Below are 17,181 nucleotides of genomic sequence, written 5' to 3'. Positions count from 1 at the left end.
AAAAGTAAATATAGCGCGGCACGTTCCGGATGGATCGTAACTGTGCTGGGGTTCCTCACCGTATTACCACTTTACATATGGATTTACTGCCTACAGGCGAAAGATATGAGCCCCGCGGCAATCGGTATGTCATCGATGCACATGAATAGAATGGGGATTTTTTGGTCGTTCCCCATCCTTCAAGCAGCAGGACTGGCGGCACTCATGTGGGCATACATCGGCGTATTCCTCGGGCTCATGGAATCTAGCAAACGGGCACCTTGGTTCCCTTTAACCAAGTTTCAGACTGATCGTTTACATCGCCATATATCTCTCCTTGTCATCGGACTTATTCTGGTACATGCAGTTGCGACGGCGTTCGATGCCATGGGCGACAACTTTATAACAGTATTTATCCCTTGGCAAGAAAGCTGGAAAGCAGCTACATTGGGCTACAATCTTGGAATCTTTGCATTCTACTTAGCATTATTATTGGGCCCAACCTATTATTTGCGTAAAAAAATCGGCGTTCGAACATGGAGAATTGCCCATCGATTCACTTTGGTTGTCTATATTCTTTCTGTATGGCATACGCTGATTTTGGGGCTCGACATATCGTATTATGGTTGGATACGCCCTTTCATGTGGCTCATGCAGATCCCACTCCTAGTACTGTTCATTCGACGATTGTTGCAACCGGCTCAGTCCACTAAAAAGTCTTCTAGTGCAAAAACATCTTGGGTAAGAGCCATTTCTTACTGTTTCGCCTCGATGAGTGGCGCTGCAATCGTTGTAATCCTGGTCATCGTAATATCAGGACATTCTGGTTTCATCCAGAATATTTGAGTTCTCGTACCCCAGGTGCTTTGGGGTGCATCAATAAAAAATGCATATGTAGTAAATTGCGATAAGCGAATCCTGCTATGTTTCATTGTAGTGGGATTCGTTTATTACTTGTCATCCAACAACACGAACTCCGTTCATAAATGGAACGGTTAGAATGATGTTTCAAATATCCCGACCATGCATTCGGTGTTGGTTTGGTTTCCTCCCCATATACCTCATGGACATTTTTTGGTGTAACAAATTGATCAAAATCCAGAAATATTCTAGACACAAAAATAGCCCTTTAGGGCTGGTATGTCTCTCTTTCGACCATGGTACGCTACTGTCACGAAAGCAATTGTGCTCCGTCACCACCAATTCTATAGATATTTTGATACTTCAATATCTCGTGCACAAACGCAGTGATTAGGTGAACGCTGGAAGAATAGTAACATACCTAGCTCCGTATGTTTGGGAGGGTGTTTTGCATGTCGAATTTGATCCTTGCACGTATATTGTTTGGTGTTACCCTAGGCTACCATATCACCTACGCGACACTTGGGGTGGGCATTCCGTTTCTGATTTTTCTTGCGGAAGTCATGGCTGCCAAAACTCATGACATCAGCTATAAATTGTTTGCCAAACGCCTCACTCGCGTCGCTATCCTGCTCGTCGGCGTTGGCATTGTCACGGGCACTTCTGTCGCGGTGATGCTTTCCGTCCTGTGGCCGAAGTTCATGGCGGTGGTCGGGCAAATCATCAACATCCCATTTGAATTAGAAATATTCGCTTTCATTATTGAATCTCTCTTCCTTGCCATCTATGTATACGGTGGAGAGAAAATCGGTCAACGAGCACGCATCTTCACAAGTCTAGGCGTTTCGATTGGCGCCGCACTGTCGGCACTCCTAGTGACAGACGTCAATGCTTTTATGAACACGCCAACAGGCATGACGTGGAAAAACGGAGCCGTCCTGCAAGCGAATCCTTGGCGCGCCATGTTAAACCCTTCCATGCCAGATGAACTGGGGCACGTACTTGCTTCTGCATATATGGCCGTTGCGTTCGTATTCGTGGCCGTTGCAGCGAAATCACTCGTAAAAAAAGGATTAAGTGAATTCGAACGACGCTATCACAAACAGAATCTGACGCTAACCATGTTCGTTGGAGGTCTCGCGGGTATCTTGACCGCGTTCTTCGGAGATGCATCCGGGAAAATGATGGCGACTTATCAACCAGAGAAATTGGCCGCTGCAGAAGGATTATTTCACACAACAAAGTATGCGCCACTCGTGGTTGGCGGCATAGTGAATCCAACGAAACAAAAAATTATCGGCGGCATCCCAATCCCGGGATTTTTGAGTTGGCTTGCCACCATGCATTTTAGTGGCGCGGTAAAGGGACTTGATGCGTTTGCCAAATGGACCTGGCCAGCCCTCGCATCGGTTCACCTCATGTTCGATGCGATGGTTGGCATCGGCACTTTTTGTATCGTACTTGCCGTCGCCTATTTCATTTTCCGATGGAAAATGAAATATCTATTGATAAAACGCTGGTTTCTAATTTTGATTGTCGTCTCTGGTTTTTTAGCCATGATCGGGATCGAAGACGGTTGGATTTTTGCCGAAGAAGCGCGGCAACCTTGGATTATCTATGACCTGATGACAGTGCGTCAAGCAGTCACTACGGAACCTGGAATCGGTTGGATGTTCAGCGGTTTTATTGCACTGTTCACCGTCCTCCTTGTCGCTACTGTCGTGGCCCTGCGCGTCTACTTTCACAGACATACCATCTGCGAAACTGAAGTGACAGTACACACGCATAGTCTATCCTCTGGAAAGAAGGTGCAGGCATGACGATACACATCCTGGGCGCCTGGTTTTTCTGGTTGTTGGTATTTGTCTATTCGATTCTTGGCGCCATCGACTTTGGGTCCAGCTTTTGGCGCTGGTATTATCACTTACGTGGATACGTAAGTGCAGAGTCCGTGGCATCTACTTATTTGTCACCAACATGGGAACTCATCAATGCGTTTCTTGTCGTCGTTCCGGTCGCCTTAGTTGGGTTATTTCCGAGCGCTGCATTTACGTATGGAACGATTCTGGCGCTGCCCGCCACGCTCCTTCTCATCCTACTGGCATTACGGGGCGCTTATTTGCAGTTCGGATACGCGTCTAAACGATTTCACAAACACACATTACTTGTGTCAGGATTAACAGGTCTGCTCTTGCCAGGCATGTTCATCGCCTTGCTCCCACTTTCACAAGGGGGGTATGTAGAGATTGTACACGGCAACGATGTGCTCCGTTTAGGCAGGTTTTTCAGCAGCATTTCTGTCTATTTGTTTATGGCTTTTGGGATCGTCTTATCCTTTTACATCTCGACACTCTTTCTAGCACGCTATGCGCAACAGGCAAAAGAATGGAGGGCTTATCATCGTTTTGTGGGTGGTGCTCGCTGGACAGGACCTCTCAGCCTACTACTTGGAGTCTGTGCATTCTTCGTGCCTACTCCCAATGGGCTACACCTAATCCAAAATGGGTTGAAGAACCCCCTTTTTGAACCATTTCTAATCGTATCACTTATCACATTCTTACTTGGTTACACTGGTATCCTTACCAACAAACAAGGCGAAGAAATATCCAGTCGACGAGCATTATGGCAACTCGGATTTGGGGTGGCGCAGGTTATTGCATCACAACTTGCCTATGCGATTGCGCATGCGCCGTATCTTTTATATCCGTTTGTCACCATTGAGTCGTCCGCCACAAATCGGTCTATGTTTCTCTCAACGCTCCTGGTCCTGTTCTTCGGTTTGGTGGTTTTGAGTCCACTATTGCTCTGGTTTAGACGCTTATTTATCACGGATGCAGAATATGTGGCCACACATATCCGTGAACCACATTGACCATCTTCCGTTTTGAAGAATCCCTAAAATCATTGAGGAGGCAGACTGTCATGTCCAGAATTACCCATTCAATTTCAAGCACGCCCAAGCCACCGTATTACGCCGTTATTCTTACCGTCATTCCGAGTGAAGACGATGCCGGATATCATGAGATGGCCGAAAACATGATTCAACTCGCAAAAACGGAAGAGGGCTTCCTGGGTGTTGAAAGTGCAGAGTCGGATCTCGGCATCATTGTATCCTATTGGAATTCTTTTGCGGCCATCAATCGCTGGAGTCAGAACGCATTCCATCAGTCGGCGAAATCGTCTGGCAAGTCCATCTGGTATAAAATGTTTCGCACGCGAATTTGTAAAGTTGAACAAGAATATTGAGCAATGCACGCGCCGCTCCACTTGGAATCGCATTTGCTATTTTTTCAATTAAACCATATGTGCTAAATTCCTTTTGCAAAATAGCCCCCAAAGGGTCAACGACATTTTAATTTGTGATTTCTATAATCAGTGATGTATTTAGGGCAGTAAGGCTAGGGGGGGACGCCCACTAGCCTCTTCGTGTTCCTTCCGTGCCCCTGTTATCAACGAACGTGAACCCGGAACCACCTCAAGGCATGGGGTTTGATTGCCGCCCTCGGGCCCCATCATAGTGAGACGTCACTATGGAGTATAGTTGATTACACTCCAAATGAACGAGTAGAACGAGTTAGTACAAGCACTCTTGTCGCTGGCATCACTAAAAATGAGCGTAAATAACCATGTATTATACTCGGAAATTATTGTGCTCAATTTTTACAAGCTTAAAATCACAACGAACAGCTCGTGTTTGACGCTCTTCAATAATTAAGCTCGTAATTTTTGTATAGATACCCAAAACAACAACCAAACTGCGTATTTCTTCGAGTATTCATATGAAATCCCTTCTGAATTTAATTTTTACTTCCGAATTTGATAATATTCACACTTTTATCAGATGTACGATAATAAATGAATTTCTTCTGCTATAGGAGATGAACATCTGCCAATGAGACAGGACGATTTTCGTAATCCGCCAGCCGAATATCGAGTGCACCCGTTTTGGTTCTGGAATGGCGACATGCAAGAGGAACAGATACGTTTTCAGATCTCTGAGATGGCCGATAAGGGAATCGGCGGATTCTTTTTGTGTGCCAGGCAGGGCATGAAACTGCCGTATCTATCGGATGCATGGTTTACGAAGGTCAAGTATGCAATTGAGGTCGCCAAGGAATATGGAATTCACGTCTGGTTATACGATGAGTATCCGTATCCGAGTGGGATTGCAGGCGGTGAAGTTATTCTGCAGCATCCGGATGCAAAGCACCGTATTTTGCGACACAAAGGATATACTGTTCTCGGAAATAGCAGAATTATTCAAGATTTGCCGTGGGGAAAAGTTATATCAGCAATTGCTACGCCGATAGACTCGACTTCATGCGCACGCTTGTGGAACGAATCCTTGGATATTCGTTCAGCGATTGGTAACCATCAAGTGCAAACGGTGTTTCAGAAAACGGGCCTTACCAACTACAACCAGAAGAGGTTTTTCACGTATGAGACGATTAAGCAGTTGCAGTGGGAAGCCCCTGTAGGACAGTGGGAACTCGATGTCTTTGTCGAAACAGAGATCGATGATTTTAAATACTATGGAACTTTTGTAGACCCAGGGCATGTAGAAGCCATGAAAACCTTCATCCAAGTCACGCATGAACGATATAAGAAAGAAATTGGTCAGTATTTCGGAGATGTCGTAAAAGGCATGTTCACCGACGAAATCGGGTATCTAGGCGACTATCCATGGTCCTCCTATTTGAGCGAGAAGTTCAGCGAGATGCATGGATACGCTGTCGAGAATGTTCTACAGGCGCTCGTACACAATGATTACGATGACGTGGAGAAGGTTCGGTACGACTACTTCCAAGCACTGCACGTACTTTTGCGCGAATCGTACCACAAGCAGGTCCATGACTGGTGTGAGGAGAATGGACTGCAGTACGTAGCTGAAGTTCCTTCCATGAGAATGACTACACAACTTTACAGCCATGTTGTCGGATCCGATAGCGCCCATGACAAGGTGGGGAACTCGTTGGAATGTTCCATTAAACAGTATTATGGGAACTTCCGTTCTAATCCTAAAATGACGAGTTCCTTATCGCTTCAGCTGAATAAACCCCGTGCGTTGGTGGAATGTTTTCATAGTATTGGTTGGTCAATGACGTTGCAAGATGCCAAATGGATGATTGATCGGATGGCAGCGATGGGGGTGAACTTTTACAACTTCCATGCATTCTTCTATACACTGGACGGATTGACCAAGCACGACGCGCCCCCCTCTCAGTTCTATCAAAATCCATACTGGCAACATTTCAGAATGCTGGGGGACTATGTCGGGAGAATCAGCTTCGTGATGACGCAGGGAACGCCCCTTCATTCTGTTGCCCTTCTCGATCCGACGACTAGCATGTGGACGCATCTCGGAAATCCGTTGCATGGATTTCAGTACATCGGGAATGACGACGCGGAACGTCAAAGATTGGAACGATTGAAGGAGGACTGGACGAATTTGGGGACTGAGCTTCTCCTGCAACAGATTGGTTATGATCATCTTGACCCAGAGCTACTGAAAGAAGCCCACGTAGGCGATGGTCGTATACTGATTGGGGGAGCTACATATTCAACGATGATTCTTCCTCCCATAGTTAACTTGGAGCGGGCTGCATGGGAGAAAATCACAGAGTTCCTTGATAAGGGCGGGATCGTAATCGCAGTTGGACTCCTACCCTATGAGCACATTGAGGACGATCCGTTAGATGAGAATGAAATTCTGCAGGTATTCAACGTGCCGACGTCGCCAGCAACGGATTATTGGCGGGTTGCGAGGGATACGGGGGTAGGTCTGTCAGAAAAGTTCTACGAAGGTACACAGCAGAAAGCCTACTTCGTCCCCTCGTTCCATTATTCTGACGACGCATGTTGCACTGTCTCTCGCTTGGTAAGCAGATTGGAGCCACAAGTTGTCGTGATTGACGACGAGCGAGCGAAACGGAGTATTCTTGTTGAATGCCGACTGGTTGAAGAGTCCTATCTCATATTTATCGCAAATCAAGACCAGACAAAGTTGGCGATTCCGATTCGGATCGACCTGAGGAAATTGCGGACGCATGACACTCTATCGAAACAACCAAGCATCGAGAGACTGAATCTCGAAACGGGACACAGTACGCGTATACGTGCGATTATGGACGGTGATATGTGTCTCTTGCCCATAGAGTTCCATCCCTATGAATCCTGTTTGATCAAAGTCTCGTTCGAGGTTGACGACCAAGATCCCCAGATGGAACTCCGTCAGGAGACGCCATACAAGTTGGAGGTTAGTACTGACCAACCATGGATTGTCACCCCAGACAATCCGAATGTGCTTCGGTTCGACGAATTCAAACTGATGCTGGGCACTGATGATGGCTGGTCACAACCGTCCACAGTTCAGGTCAAAACTTTTATCGATCAATGTTCCGACATTCATGCAACTCAAACTCTACCGATTCACTTTAGCCAAGTGTTCGGCACACCGATGCAACTAGGGATGGACTATCCGATTCGATGTAAGTATACGGTTGATTTTAACGTCGCGTATACTCCAAAGCTTTGCGAGTTGTTCATGGATCGCGGAGCGATATCTGGTGATTATTTCATTACTTTCAACGGGCACAAGATAGAACCTTGTGATTTTCACCCTAAGTTCTTCTACGATCACGCGAATATTGCATGTCCAGTAGACGGGTTCCTTAGAGAAGGTCGGAACACGATAGAGATTGAGGTACAGATCAACCGTGACTGGGATGGTTTGGTTGATGCCATCTATCTCGCAGGAGACTTTGGCGTGGCTTTTGATGAATCCCGAGTGTCTGTAATTACCACGGCAGCACGTGAGGCTGCATTATGCAGCGGCCCTCTTCCATCATATCCGTTTTATTCGGGGACGTTGTCCTTTAAGCGAAGTTTCACGCTCAATCAAAAGCTGGACTCATCAAATTTTGTTCTGGAGTTTCCAGATTTGAGCCCCGACTTTCATGACTGCGCAGAGGTCATCTTGAATGGCAATTCTTTAGGTGTTTGTCCTTGGTCGCCATACCAATGGAGGGGGCGCACAAATCTTCTACAAGCGGGTGCGAACGAGTTGGAAGTGAAAGTGACGAATACGCTCGTTGGCACGCTGGAGGGGCGTTACTTTGACTATCAAGCACATCAATTGAGAGAAGTCGAGGATGTACACCATCGTGATTAGGCATGGTTTCAAAGTGAAACCGAAATGAGTGGGGGACATGGGAGATTTGATGTTCTACAGGCGAGAGGACGCCGAAAACCGGCGCGTCATCGCCAGGGAGAATGGAGGGGCGGCATGGCTTACTTTGATGCTGAAGCATACGTGCGCAACGCATATGTTTCGGCACAACGACAATACGATTTGAACCGTATTCCAGACATGGGAAACTTACCAAGATGGCAAGTGGCTTTTCGTGCACGCCTTGCAGAACTCATTGGTGTCACTGAAATGAGAGGTCAATATGCAAATTTATCCTTGTCGGCTCGGGAGAACGGACAATGGGCGAATGACCGTTATCGGTGCGAAAAGCTGTACATTACAAGTGAACCGGGAATTGAAATTCCATTTTATGTGTTTCTGCCAAATGATTCAGGCACACGTTTTCCGTTATTGATAGCTTTGCATGGACATAACACCAATGGCAAAGAGGTGTTTCTCGAAGAGAATGCAGCGGAGCATACGCTGCTTCTCACTGCAATTAACGAGGGGTACGCTGTCATTGTTCCAGACGTTCGGGCATTTGGTGAAATGTCGCTCCGTCAAGACAGGGAGGCCGGTCACCCTAATTCGTGTGAGGAGCTTCAGCGGAGATCACTGTTGGTTGGCCGTACATTGATTGGTGAACGTGTGTACGACGTGATGCGGATCATCGACTATGCACGGACGCGTTCAGACGTTGACAGCAGCAGAATCGTCGTAAACGGGCACTCGGGGGGAGGAGCCATCACGCTGTTTGCTGCTGCTGTGGATACCCGCATCACGATGGCCATTCCAACATCGTACTTCTGCACGTTTGAGCAATCGATTTTGTCCATTCGCCATTGTTCATGCAACATTGTACCTAGCATATTACAGCTAGCAGAAATGCAGGATATTGCAGCGCTTTGCGCACCGAGACCCATTCTCTTTATTCATGGTGAAGATGATCATATATTTCCTGTGTCGGGTACGAAAAAGGCATTTGCTGAGGTCAGTAAACTATACCGAGAGCTAAACAGGGAGAACTCCTGTGAGCTGTATGTGGGTGAATATGGACACATCATCCATCACCAGCCCATATGGCCATTTGTTAGACGTAACATATTTTGAATAAAAGCTGAGAAAGGACAAATCGAATGAGCAAGTATCAAACACAAATACAATCGAATCACGAATCGATCCCACTTTGGGAATGTGAATTGCTGACAGGAGATAAGACTGCGAATACTCCGACCATTGCCCCGATTCAACAGCGACACCCCTTTTTATGGTGTTCAGGTAGAATTCTGGTCAAATTCACAAATGGGGCAGAAGTCGTCGATTTTATTAAATTAGTAATTTATATAAATTGTTTTGAATGTTACAACAGCAACACATATAGCGAGCGAAACCAACATAAAAACAGATAATAACTAACAAACGCGTGATTGGGGATGAGGAAAAACCACTTAATCCAAATAAAGTCGTTATATTAGCAGGCGCGAGCAATCTTAGAAGAAAGCGTTTTAGTAAAAACAAAGTAAAACAGAACTGTAAATTGATTTCGTTCAGTGCGTCTAGACTTTACTCGTGGGGTTATTTGTCTATTTTTATATTTGTTCGAAGTTGATGACTGAATATTCGTTGTTATCTTGTCTCTCCGGGTTTGGTGAAATCCGCTCACTTGTAGAGGGTAGAGCAGTGAGGTGAGATGTTAGCTTAGGTTCTTCCTTTAATATCAATTATGTGGGAGGCTGGAAGAATGAAGAAGAAATATGTTACCAGTTTCGCTTGTACGGTTGTACTTGGAACGCTAGTCGCTGGATGTGGAACTACTCAGACTGGGGGTTCCGGGAATTCAACCAGTCAAACCAGTCAAACCAGTCAAACCAGTCAAAGCGCTGATCTCACTCTTGCTTGGTGGACATCGACGCTTCGAACGCAGGAAACGTTGAAGGCTATCAGTATGTTTGAAAAGGCAAACCCCAGTATCAAAGTAACTCCCGATTACACCTCTTGGGACACCATTTGGACAAAACTTACGACACAAATTGCAGGTGGACAAACGCCGGACGTCATTCAGATGGATGAGTCGCAGATTGTTGAATACGCACAGAACAAGACCATTGCTGACTTGAATAAGGCTGGCGTGGACCTTAGTGGTTTGGATAAGGCAAGTTTGAGCTTGGGTGAAGTCAATGGTGTCCTGTACGGGGTTCCAACAGGTGTCAATGCATTTGCCCTGTTATATGATCCTGCGGTCTTGAAACAAATCGGTGTAAGCGTGAACCCGTCGCAGAGTATGTCTTGGGATTCGTTTGCAAAACTGCTGGTGCAAATTCACAAGGCCGATCCAAAGATCTATGGGTCCGAAGACGGGATAGAATATGAACCCGTGCTGGAGTATTATGCACGCGACAATGGGGAACAAATGTTCTCATCGGATGATAAGTCTTTAGGAATTTCCCAACAGGTGTTGACCAATTGGTTTACTTATTGGAAAAATCTTGAGGAAAATGGCGGAGTAGTGCCTCCATCGTATACGTCGGCTGACAATACCTCAGATATGACGGAGAATCCGTTGGTCAAGGGGATGTCGGTATTTGGGTGGGCATGGAGCAATCAGTTAGCAGCGTTTGAACAAACCGCCAACAAGAACCTCAGTATGATGATGCTTCCGGACTATAACAGTTCATCCAAACCGTATTTCTTGCACCCGAGCATGTATTGGTCGCTTTCATCGACCACAAAGAACCCGCAGGCAGCGGTCAAACTGCTAAACTACCTTGAAAATGACCCTCAGGTGTCACGGACGATTAAACTTGATCGTGGTGTGCCAATTAATGAGGCCAATAAACAAGCGCTGGAGAATGACGGCTCGGCTACGGACAAAGCTCAAATTGACTTTATGAACCAAGTGGAGAAAGTGGCTAGTCCTGACGCCGTGTATCCGCCTGCAGCCAATCAGATTCAAACTTTGCTGACCACCGCAGCACAGGAAGTAATGTTAAACAAAATGACGCCAAGTGCGGCTGCACAACAGTTCATTACGCAGGCCAATCAAGCTTTGCAGCAATCGAATTAAGCTACGTATCTCGTAAAGGGTGCGGTGTTTGATAGCTCATGTACGATAGACACCGCACTCCAATGGGGGGATCGGAAGAGTGGCAACACAATCGAATGAATCTGTCACAGCTTATGGCGTCATGACTTCTAAAAGAGCCAGTGTTCAATCCAACAGTTCACTTGCGGCATACGGGTTTATGACTCCGTGGATGTTGGGGATGTTGTTCCTGACGCTCGGTTCTGTGCTGTTTTCTATCTACCTTGCTTTTACCAACTACAACTTATTGAGTCCGGCGCATTTCATTGGTCTCCAGAATTTTAAACAAATTTTTGCGAATGATCCAGATTTTGCAGCGTCCATGCGTGCGACGTTTCTGTATGTCATTATTTCCGTACCGTTTCGATTGGTGTTCGCACTGCTAGTTGCGGTTCTTTTAAATCGAAAGGTGCGAGGTCTTGGGGTTTACCGTGCATTGTTTTATCTGCCTTCGCTTGTCGGCGGAAGTGTTGGTGTTTCCATCGGTTGGCGTGAACTCTTCGCCCCGAACGGAACCATCAACACGTTGCTCCAACATGTCGGGATAAATGGACCCAGTTGGCTCGCGAGTCCTGTTGACGCCCTATTAGTACTGTGCCTCCTCAGTGTCTGGCAATTCGGGTCTGAAATGGTGATTTTTTTGGCTGGGCTTAAGCAGATACCGAAAACCTATTATGAGGCTGCTTCCATTGACGGTGCCTCGCGGTTTCAACAGTTTATGAAGGTTACTCTGCCGATGCTATCCCCCATTGTGTTTTTCAACTTGGTAATGGGTACCATTAGCGCATTCATGGTATTCACGCAGGTTTACATCATAACGGGTGGCGGCCCCATGAATTCGACACTCTTCTACGTTCTCTATGTGTATCAACAGGCCTTCACATACTACCACATGGGTTACGCAGCCGCTCTCTCTATCATCCTGCTCATCCTCATTGCGGCATGTACTGGACTTTTATTCCTTACGCAGAAATACTGGGTCAAATACGAAAACTAGGCTGGTGATGTTGTGGTGGCAAAACCAATTCGAAGTGTACTTACTCATGCAGTTCTGATAGCCTGTAGTTTTGTGATGGTGTATCCCATTCTTTGGATGTTGTCCTCTTCATTTAAACCGGATAGTATGATTTTTTCTACCGCGAATTTAATTCCTACGAAATGGACATTTCAGCACTACATCGACAGCTTCTCGACCGGTACAGGAGTATCGTTTGGACACTATTTCCTCAACTCTATATTCATATCAGCCATTGTTGTGGTGGGGAGCCTGATGAGTGCATCGCTGACCGGGTTTGCGTTTGCGAGGTTGCGCTTTAAACCGCAAAAGGTTCTTTTTGGTTTCATGTTGGGTACCATGATGTTGCCGCTTCAAATTGTATTGATACCGCAATACATCATTTTCCATCAGATTGGCTGGGTGAACACGTTTCTGCCCTTAACGGTTCCAAGTTTTCTTGGTACTACCCCTTTCTTTATCTATCTAATGGTTCAGTTTGTGAGGTCAATCCCTAAGGATTTAGATGAGGCATCTGTTATCGATGGGTGCAGTACATTTCGGATGTTCTGGTCAGTAATCCTCCCACTCACGCGTCCTGCTTTAATTACCATATCGATTTTTGCTTTTTATTGGACCTGGAATGACTTTTTTAGTCAATCCATCTATTTGACAAGTTCACAACTTCTCACTGTGCCCGTTGGTTTAAGTCAGTTTTTGGATGTCACTGGCACCAGCCAATGGGGGGACATGTTTGCAATGTCCATCATGTCTGTGATACCGGTGTTCATTATTTTTATGATTTTTCAGAGGTATTTGGTCGAGGGAATTGCCACTCAGGGTCTCAAGGGCTGAGTAAACACCGTATGACCTACGGGACCGAATCCTGTACATGACGATATGAATAAGAGAGACATGGAGGTAATCACATGGCAAATAAAAAGAAATATGCACAGGTGGGTACAGGGGGTCGAGCTGAGTTTTATTATGGAGCTCTGGCGCGTGATTTTGGAAAGACGTCTGAACTTGTGGCCTTTTGTGACATTAACCAGACTCGGATGGATTACGCCAACACACTTCTGGTAGAAAAGTACAACTATCACGCAATCCCAACATACAAGTCAGAAAGATTCGACGAAATGATTGAGAAAGAACGTCCCGACGTGGTGATTGTAACGTCTGTGGACCGCACCCACCACAAATACATTATCCGCGCTATGGAATTAGGATGTGACGTGATCAGTGAGAAACCCTTAACTGTGGATGAGGTTAAGTGTCAGGAAATTCTTGATGCTGTACAGCGTACGGGTCAAAAGTTACGCGTCACTTTTAACTACCGCTATGCACCACACAATACGAAGATTCGAGAACTCATCATGAAAGATACAATTGGCCAAATCAATTCCGTGCACTTTGAGTGGCTTTTGAACACCCAGCACGGCGCCGACTATTTCCGCAGGTGGCACCGGGATAAAAGGAACAGCGGAGGACTCTTGGTTCATAAGTCCACGCACCACTTTGACCTCGTCAATTTCTGGTTAGGGACACAACCCAGAACGGTATTCGCGATGGGGGACCTTATGTTTTACGGGCGAGAAAATGCAGAAAAACGCGGAGTAACAACCTTCTACCAGCGAGCACATGGAAGTGAATATGCGAAAACAGACCCATTTGCACTCCATCTCGAAGACCACCTTCATCTGAAAAGCATGTATCTCGACGCAGAACATGAGGACGGTTATCAACGCGACTTGAGTGTGTTTGGTGATGGAATCAGTGCTGAAGACACAATGGGTGTCCTGGTTCGGTACAAAAATAATGCAATTATGACGTACTCTTTAAATGCCTATCTTCCCTGGGAAGGTTTTAACGTCGTCTTTAATGGTTGCAAGGGTCGCCTTGAAATGAAGGTTGTGGAACAGTCCTACGTCAACTCCGGTGGTGATAAGGCACTTGAAGGAGCTGTCAAAGGCGTGACGATCACGGTTTACCCACAATTCGGGGCTCCATATTTGGTTCCTTTTGATGAAGGTAAAGGTGGGCATGGGGGCGGCGATCCCATTCTTTTGAACGACCTTTTTGGTGAACCCGATGAGGATCTCTTCCATCGTGCAGCATCACACATCGATGGTGCGATGTCTATCTTAACGGGGATTTCTGGTAATATTTCAATGAAAACTGGACTACCCGTTCAAGTCGATCAACTTGTTAAAATCTGATTGGATGACAATTGGTACAACAATCGATCTCGCCAGGACGCTGCCTACGACATTGATTTTTAGCCAACCGTTAGGGGTGAACGGAACATGACGAAGCCTTACCACTTTGCTGTGATTGGCTGTGGAGGTATAAGTAGAGTTCATATTGAGCAAATTTCCCAAATCCCACATGCAAAGCTCGTTGCGGTATCGGATATTATCGAGACCAACGCCAGAGCTGTCGGTGATCGAGTTGGGGTCGACTGGTACACAGATTATCACGAACTGCTGAAGCGTTCTGATATTGATATTGTGAACATTGTTACGCCAAGTGGTACCCATGCAGAAATCGTAGTGGATGCGGCTAGGGCGGGAAAACATATCATAGTAGAGAAGCCTATTGATACCACAGTCGAAAAGGCGGAATGGGCAATATCTGAATGTCGTAAAGCAGGGGTTAAACTATCGGTCGTGTCTCAACATCGGTTTGATGATTCTACGATGCGTGTTAAAAATGAAATGATGACTGGGAAATTCGGTAAATTGGTTTTGGCGCAAGCGAGCGTGCACTGGTATCGCTCGCAAGCGTACTTCGAGCGGTCTCCGGGCAGCGGAACGTGGGCGATGGACGGTGGCGGAGTTCTGATGATCCAAGCTTTGCACACGCTTGACGTACTTCAGCATTTGGTTGGACCGATAAGCACTGTCTATTCTCACGTGAATACTGCCACCCATCCTGGAATAGAAGTAGAGGATGTGGCGGCAACGACGGTAACATTCGACAACGGGGCAGTTGGAACTATCTCAGCGACAACAAGTGCGTATCCCAGAAACTCTACCAGATTAGAGATTTTTGGCGAGCTCGGGTCAGCAGTCGTTGAAAACGATCATTTGACCCATTTATATTTTCGAACACCGGATGAGCCTGGACAAATGTTCGGTGGCGATGCATTGAACTGGGCCGATGGTCTCAAACACAATGAGAAGCAAGTTGCGCACCGTCGTCAGTTCGAGGACATGATTGAAGCAGTTCATCATAATCGAGAGCCCCTAGTGAATGGGGAAGAGAGTATGAAAGTTTTAAGACTCATCTTGGCCATGTACGAATCTGCCCGTACGAATACACCAATATCTCTCTCAAAGTTTTGAATATGAAGGTGGGGTATCACCAATATGCCCAACGAAGGAAGATGTGGAAATGTTGCCTGCAGAGAGACACAGGGCTATTGTTGATCTTGTAAACACAAGAGGAAGTATCCGAGTCAAAGAACTTAGCCAACTTTTCGATGTGACTGAGGAGACGGTTCGCCGTGATTTGGACAACTTGAGTAATGAAGGACGGATTCGTCGGAGTCACGGTGGAGCCGTTCGGGTTTCATGGGATACAGAGGAAGTTCCGTACCGAGAACGGGAAAACGTAAATGTCTCTGAAAAACAAGCCATTGCTCGAAAAGCCATTCAATACATCGATGCTGGTGACCGCATTGCTTTAGATGCAAGCACAACGGCTTGGCACGTGGCTGTTCAATTACCTGACATTCCCCTCACCGTACTCACGAATTCATTAAAGGTAGCACTGGAGCTTAGTGACCGACCAAAGATTGAAGTTGTTTCAACAGGAGGAATTCTTAGGGCGAATTCGTTGTCTAACGTTGGACCGATGGCCGAGGAAGCTCTGTCCCGCTTCTATGTTAACAAGGCTTTTCTTTCATGTAAGTGTTGTCATTTAGATTATGGAATTAGTGAGACAGATACGCTCCAGGCCCTCGTCAAACAAAAAATGATTGAAATATCGGACAAAGTGTTCCTGCTTGCGGATTTATCCAAGCTTGGGGTGCGAGACTTCGCTCAGGTCGCAACGATTAAGGACTTAGACGTACTGATTACGAATGGGCCCATTCCTTACGACATGATGCAGGAATTCAATCGTGTCGGTGTAGAGGTGGTTCAAGCATTGGAGGGGCCATTGCCCACTTTATCGGGCCCCTCAATCGCTCGTTAACGAACAGTTCACGGTCACATTTATATCGAATTCCACTAAATGTACTTGACAAATTCAATGAAGTTATATATTTAACAAAGAACAAAAGAGAGGTCCGAAGACCTCTTTATGAACGGCTGTTGAAACAAAGGGGCCGCTATGTAGCATACGCGGGTAAGGACTCATGGAAATACGCGTCGATCTTGTGGTTACTCCGAGAAAGTCCGGAAGTACAGGCAGAAATAAGCTTATGACTACACGTGCTATCATAAATTACATCGTTTAAAGTAGTACCTGAGGTGATTACATGAAAAAGTTTCTGATTGGACTCCTCGCTTTCGTAGTCATTGTTGGTTTGGGCGGTTATGAGGCGAAAAACCTGCTAACAAAAAAGGTCGCAGAAAAAATTGCTGCAGACCCTGGCATCCACTCCACCATCCAAACGGCGCTGCAACAAAATCCTGCGTTAAAGTCACAAATCCAACAGTACATTACGAGATACGGAACGGGTGGGCTTCATTTTTCAAGCCAACAGGAAGCTTTAACCTATGCCATGAATCATATGTCTCCAAGTGAAGCCGCTAAACTCTATGAGCTCTACCAAAATAGAGATTCTCTTACGCCTGCTCAACAACAACAAGTGGAAAGCGAGGTCGCCGCCGATTTCACTCCGCAGCAGCTTGCGGCGATGGCACAAGTATTTGTGAATTAATATCGGGTGTAAAGCGACACTTTTCGAGCTTAGACGCCGACTTTATTGGAGCCAAGAGCGCGCACGGAAGATTGCGACATAGCTCTGTCGATGGGGTAGTCCCAATGGACACAGCGACGCAATCCTCCGTGCCTTTTTTGTATATATACACGCAGTGAAGTGTGGCATAAGTGTAGAATTGGCCA

13 protein-coding genes are annotated in these 17,181 nt (G+C 46.2%); all 13 read left to right on the top strand.

Translation table 11 applies throughout. The features are described from left to right. The first annotated feature begins 42 nt into the window (after positions 1–42). Complete coding sequence (locus NZD89_RS20025; RefSeq protein ID WP_268004487.1) at positions 43–825, top strand: ferric reductase-like transmembrane domain-containing protein; 783 nt, start codon at positions 43–45, stop codon at positions 823–825. A gap of 467 nt (positions 826–1,292) precedes the next feature. Further along, positions 1,293–2,660 (top strand): cytochrome ubiquinol oxidase subunit I, encoded by a 1,368-nt coding sequence (locus tag NZD89_RS20020; protein ID WP_268004486.1) that lies wholly within the window; start codon positions 1,293–1,295, stop codon positions 2,658–2,660. Then, positions 2,657–3,712, top strand: coding sequence for a cytochrome d ubiquinol oxidase subunit II (locus NZD89_RS20015; RefSeq protein WP_268004485.1), 1,056 nt, complete (start codon positions 2,657–2,659; stop codon positions 3,710–3,712). Before NZD89_RS20020 ends, NZD89_RS20015 begins: the two co-directional genes overlap by 4 nt. 50 nt (positions 3,713–3,762) lie before the next feature. After that, positions 3,763–4,086 carry an antibiotic biosynthesis monooxygenase family protein gene (locus NZD89_RS20010; RefSeq protein ID WP_268004484.1) on the top strand — a complete coding sequence of 108 codons (324 nt, stop codon included), beginning with the start codon at positions 3,763–3,765 and terminating at the stop codon, positions 4,084–4,086. Positions 4,087–4,732: 646 nt separating this feature from the next. Beyond that, a complete protein-coding gene (locus tag NZD89_RS20005) occupies positions 4,733–8,011 on the top strand; it encodes a glycosyl hydrolase (protein WP_268004483.1) in 3,279 nt (1,092 codons plus the stop codon). Positions 8,012–8,125: 114 nt separating this feature from the next. Next, on the top strand, positions 8,126–9,139 hold the full coding sequence (locus NZD89_RS20000; RefSeq protein WP_268004482.1) for an alpha/beta hydrolase family protein: 1,014 nt from the start codon (positions 8,126–8,128) through the stop codon (positions 9,137–9,139). 631 nt (positions 9,140–9,770) lie between these two features. After that, a complete protein-coding gene (locus tag NZD89_RS19995; protein WP_268004481.1) occupies positions 9,771–11,093 on the top strand; it encodes an ABC transporter substrate-binding protein in 1,323 nt (440 codons plus the stop codon). A gap of 79 nt (positions 11,094–11,172) precedes the next feature. After that, complete coding sequence (locus NZD89_RS19990) at positions 11,173–12,108, top strand: carbohydrate ABC transporter permease (protein ID WP_268004480.1); 936 nt, start codon at positions 11,173–11,175, stop codon at positions 12,106–12,108. Between the two features lie 15 nt (positions 12,109–12,123). Further along, positions 12,124–12,960: a carbohydrate ABC transporter permease gene (locus tag NZD89_RS19985; RefSeq protein WP_326492863.1), complete on the top strand. Its 837-nt coding sequence runs from the start codon at positions 12,124–12,126 to the stop codon at positions 12,958–12,960. A 74-nt stretch (positions 12,961–13,034) separates the two neighbouring features. After that, positions 13,035–14,324: a Gfo/Idh/MocA family protein gene (locus NZD89_RS19980; RefSeq protein WP_268004478.1), complete on the top strand. Its 1,290-nt coding sequence runs from the start codon at positions 13,035–13,037 to the stop codon at positions 14,322–14,324. Between the two features lie 87 nt (positions 14,325–14,411). After that, entirely contained in the window at positions 14,412–15,452 is a 1,041-nt protein-coding gene (locus tag NZD89_RS19975; protein WP_268004477.1) for a Gfo/Idh/MocA family protein, read from the top strand. Between the two features lie 49 nt (positions 15,453–15,501). Continuing rightward, positions 15,502–16,305, top strand: a complete 804-nt coding sequence (locus tag NZD89_RS19970) for a DeoR/GlpR family DNA-binding transcription regulator (protein WP_268004476.1) — start codon at positions 15,502–15,504, stop codon at positions 16,303–16,305. 286 nt (positions 16,306–16,591) lie between these two features. Further along, positions 16,592–16,996 (top strand): hypothetical protein, encoded by a 405-nt coding sequence (locus NZD89_RS19965; RefSeq protein WP_268004475.1) that lies wholly within the window; start codon positions 16,592–16,594, stop codon positions 16,994–16,996. Positions 16,997–17,181 lie beyond the last annotated feature (185 nt).

Source organism: Alicyclobacillus fastidiosus (assembly GCF_026651875.1).
GTDB lineage: Bacteria > Bacillota > Bacilli > Alicyclobacillales > Alicyclobacillaceae > Alicyclobacillus > Alicyclobacillus fastidiosus.
This window is presented reverse-complemented; position numbering and strand designations above follow the sequence as displayed.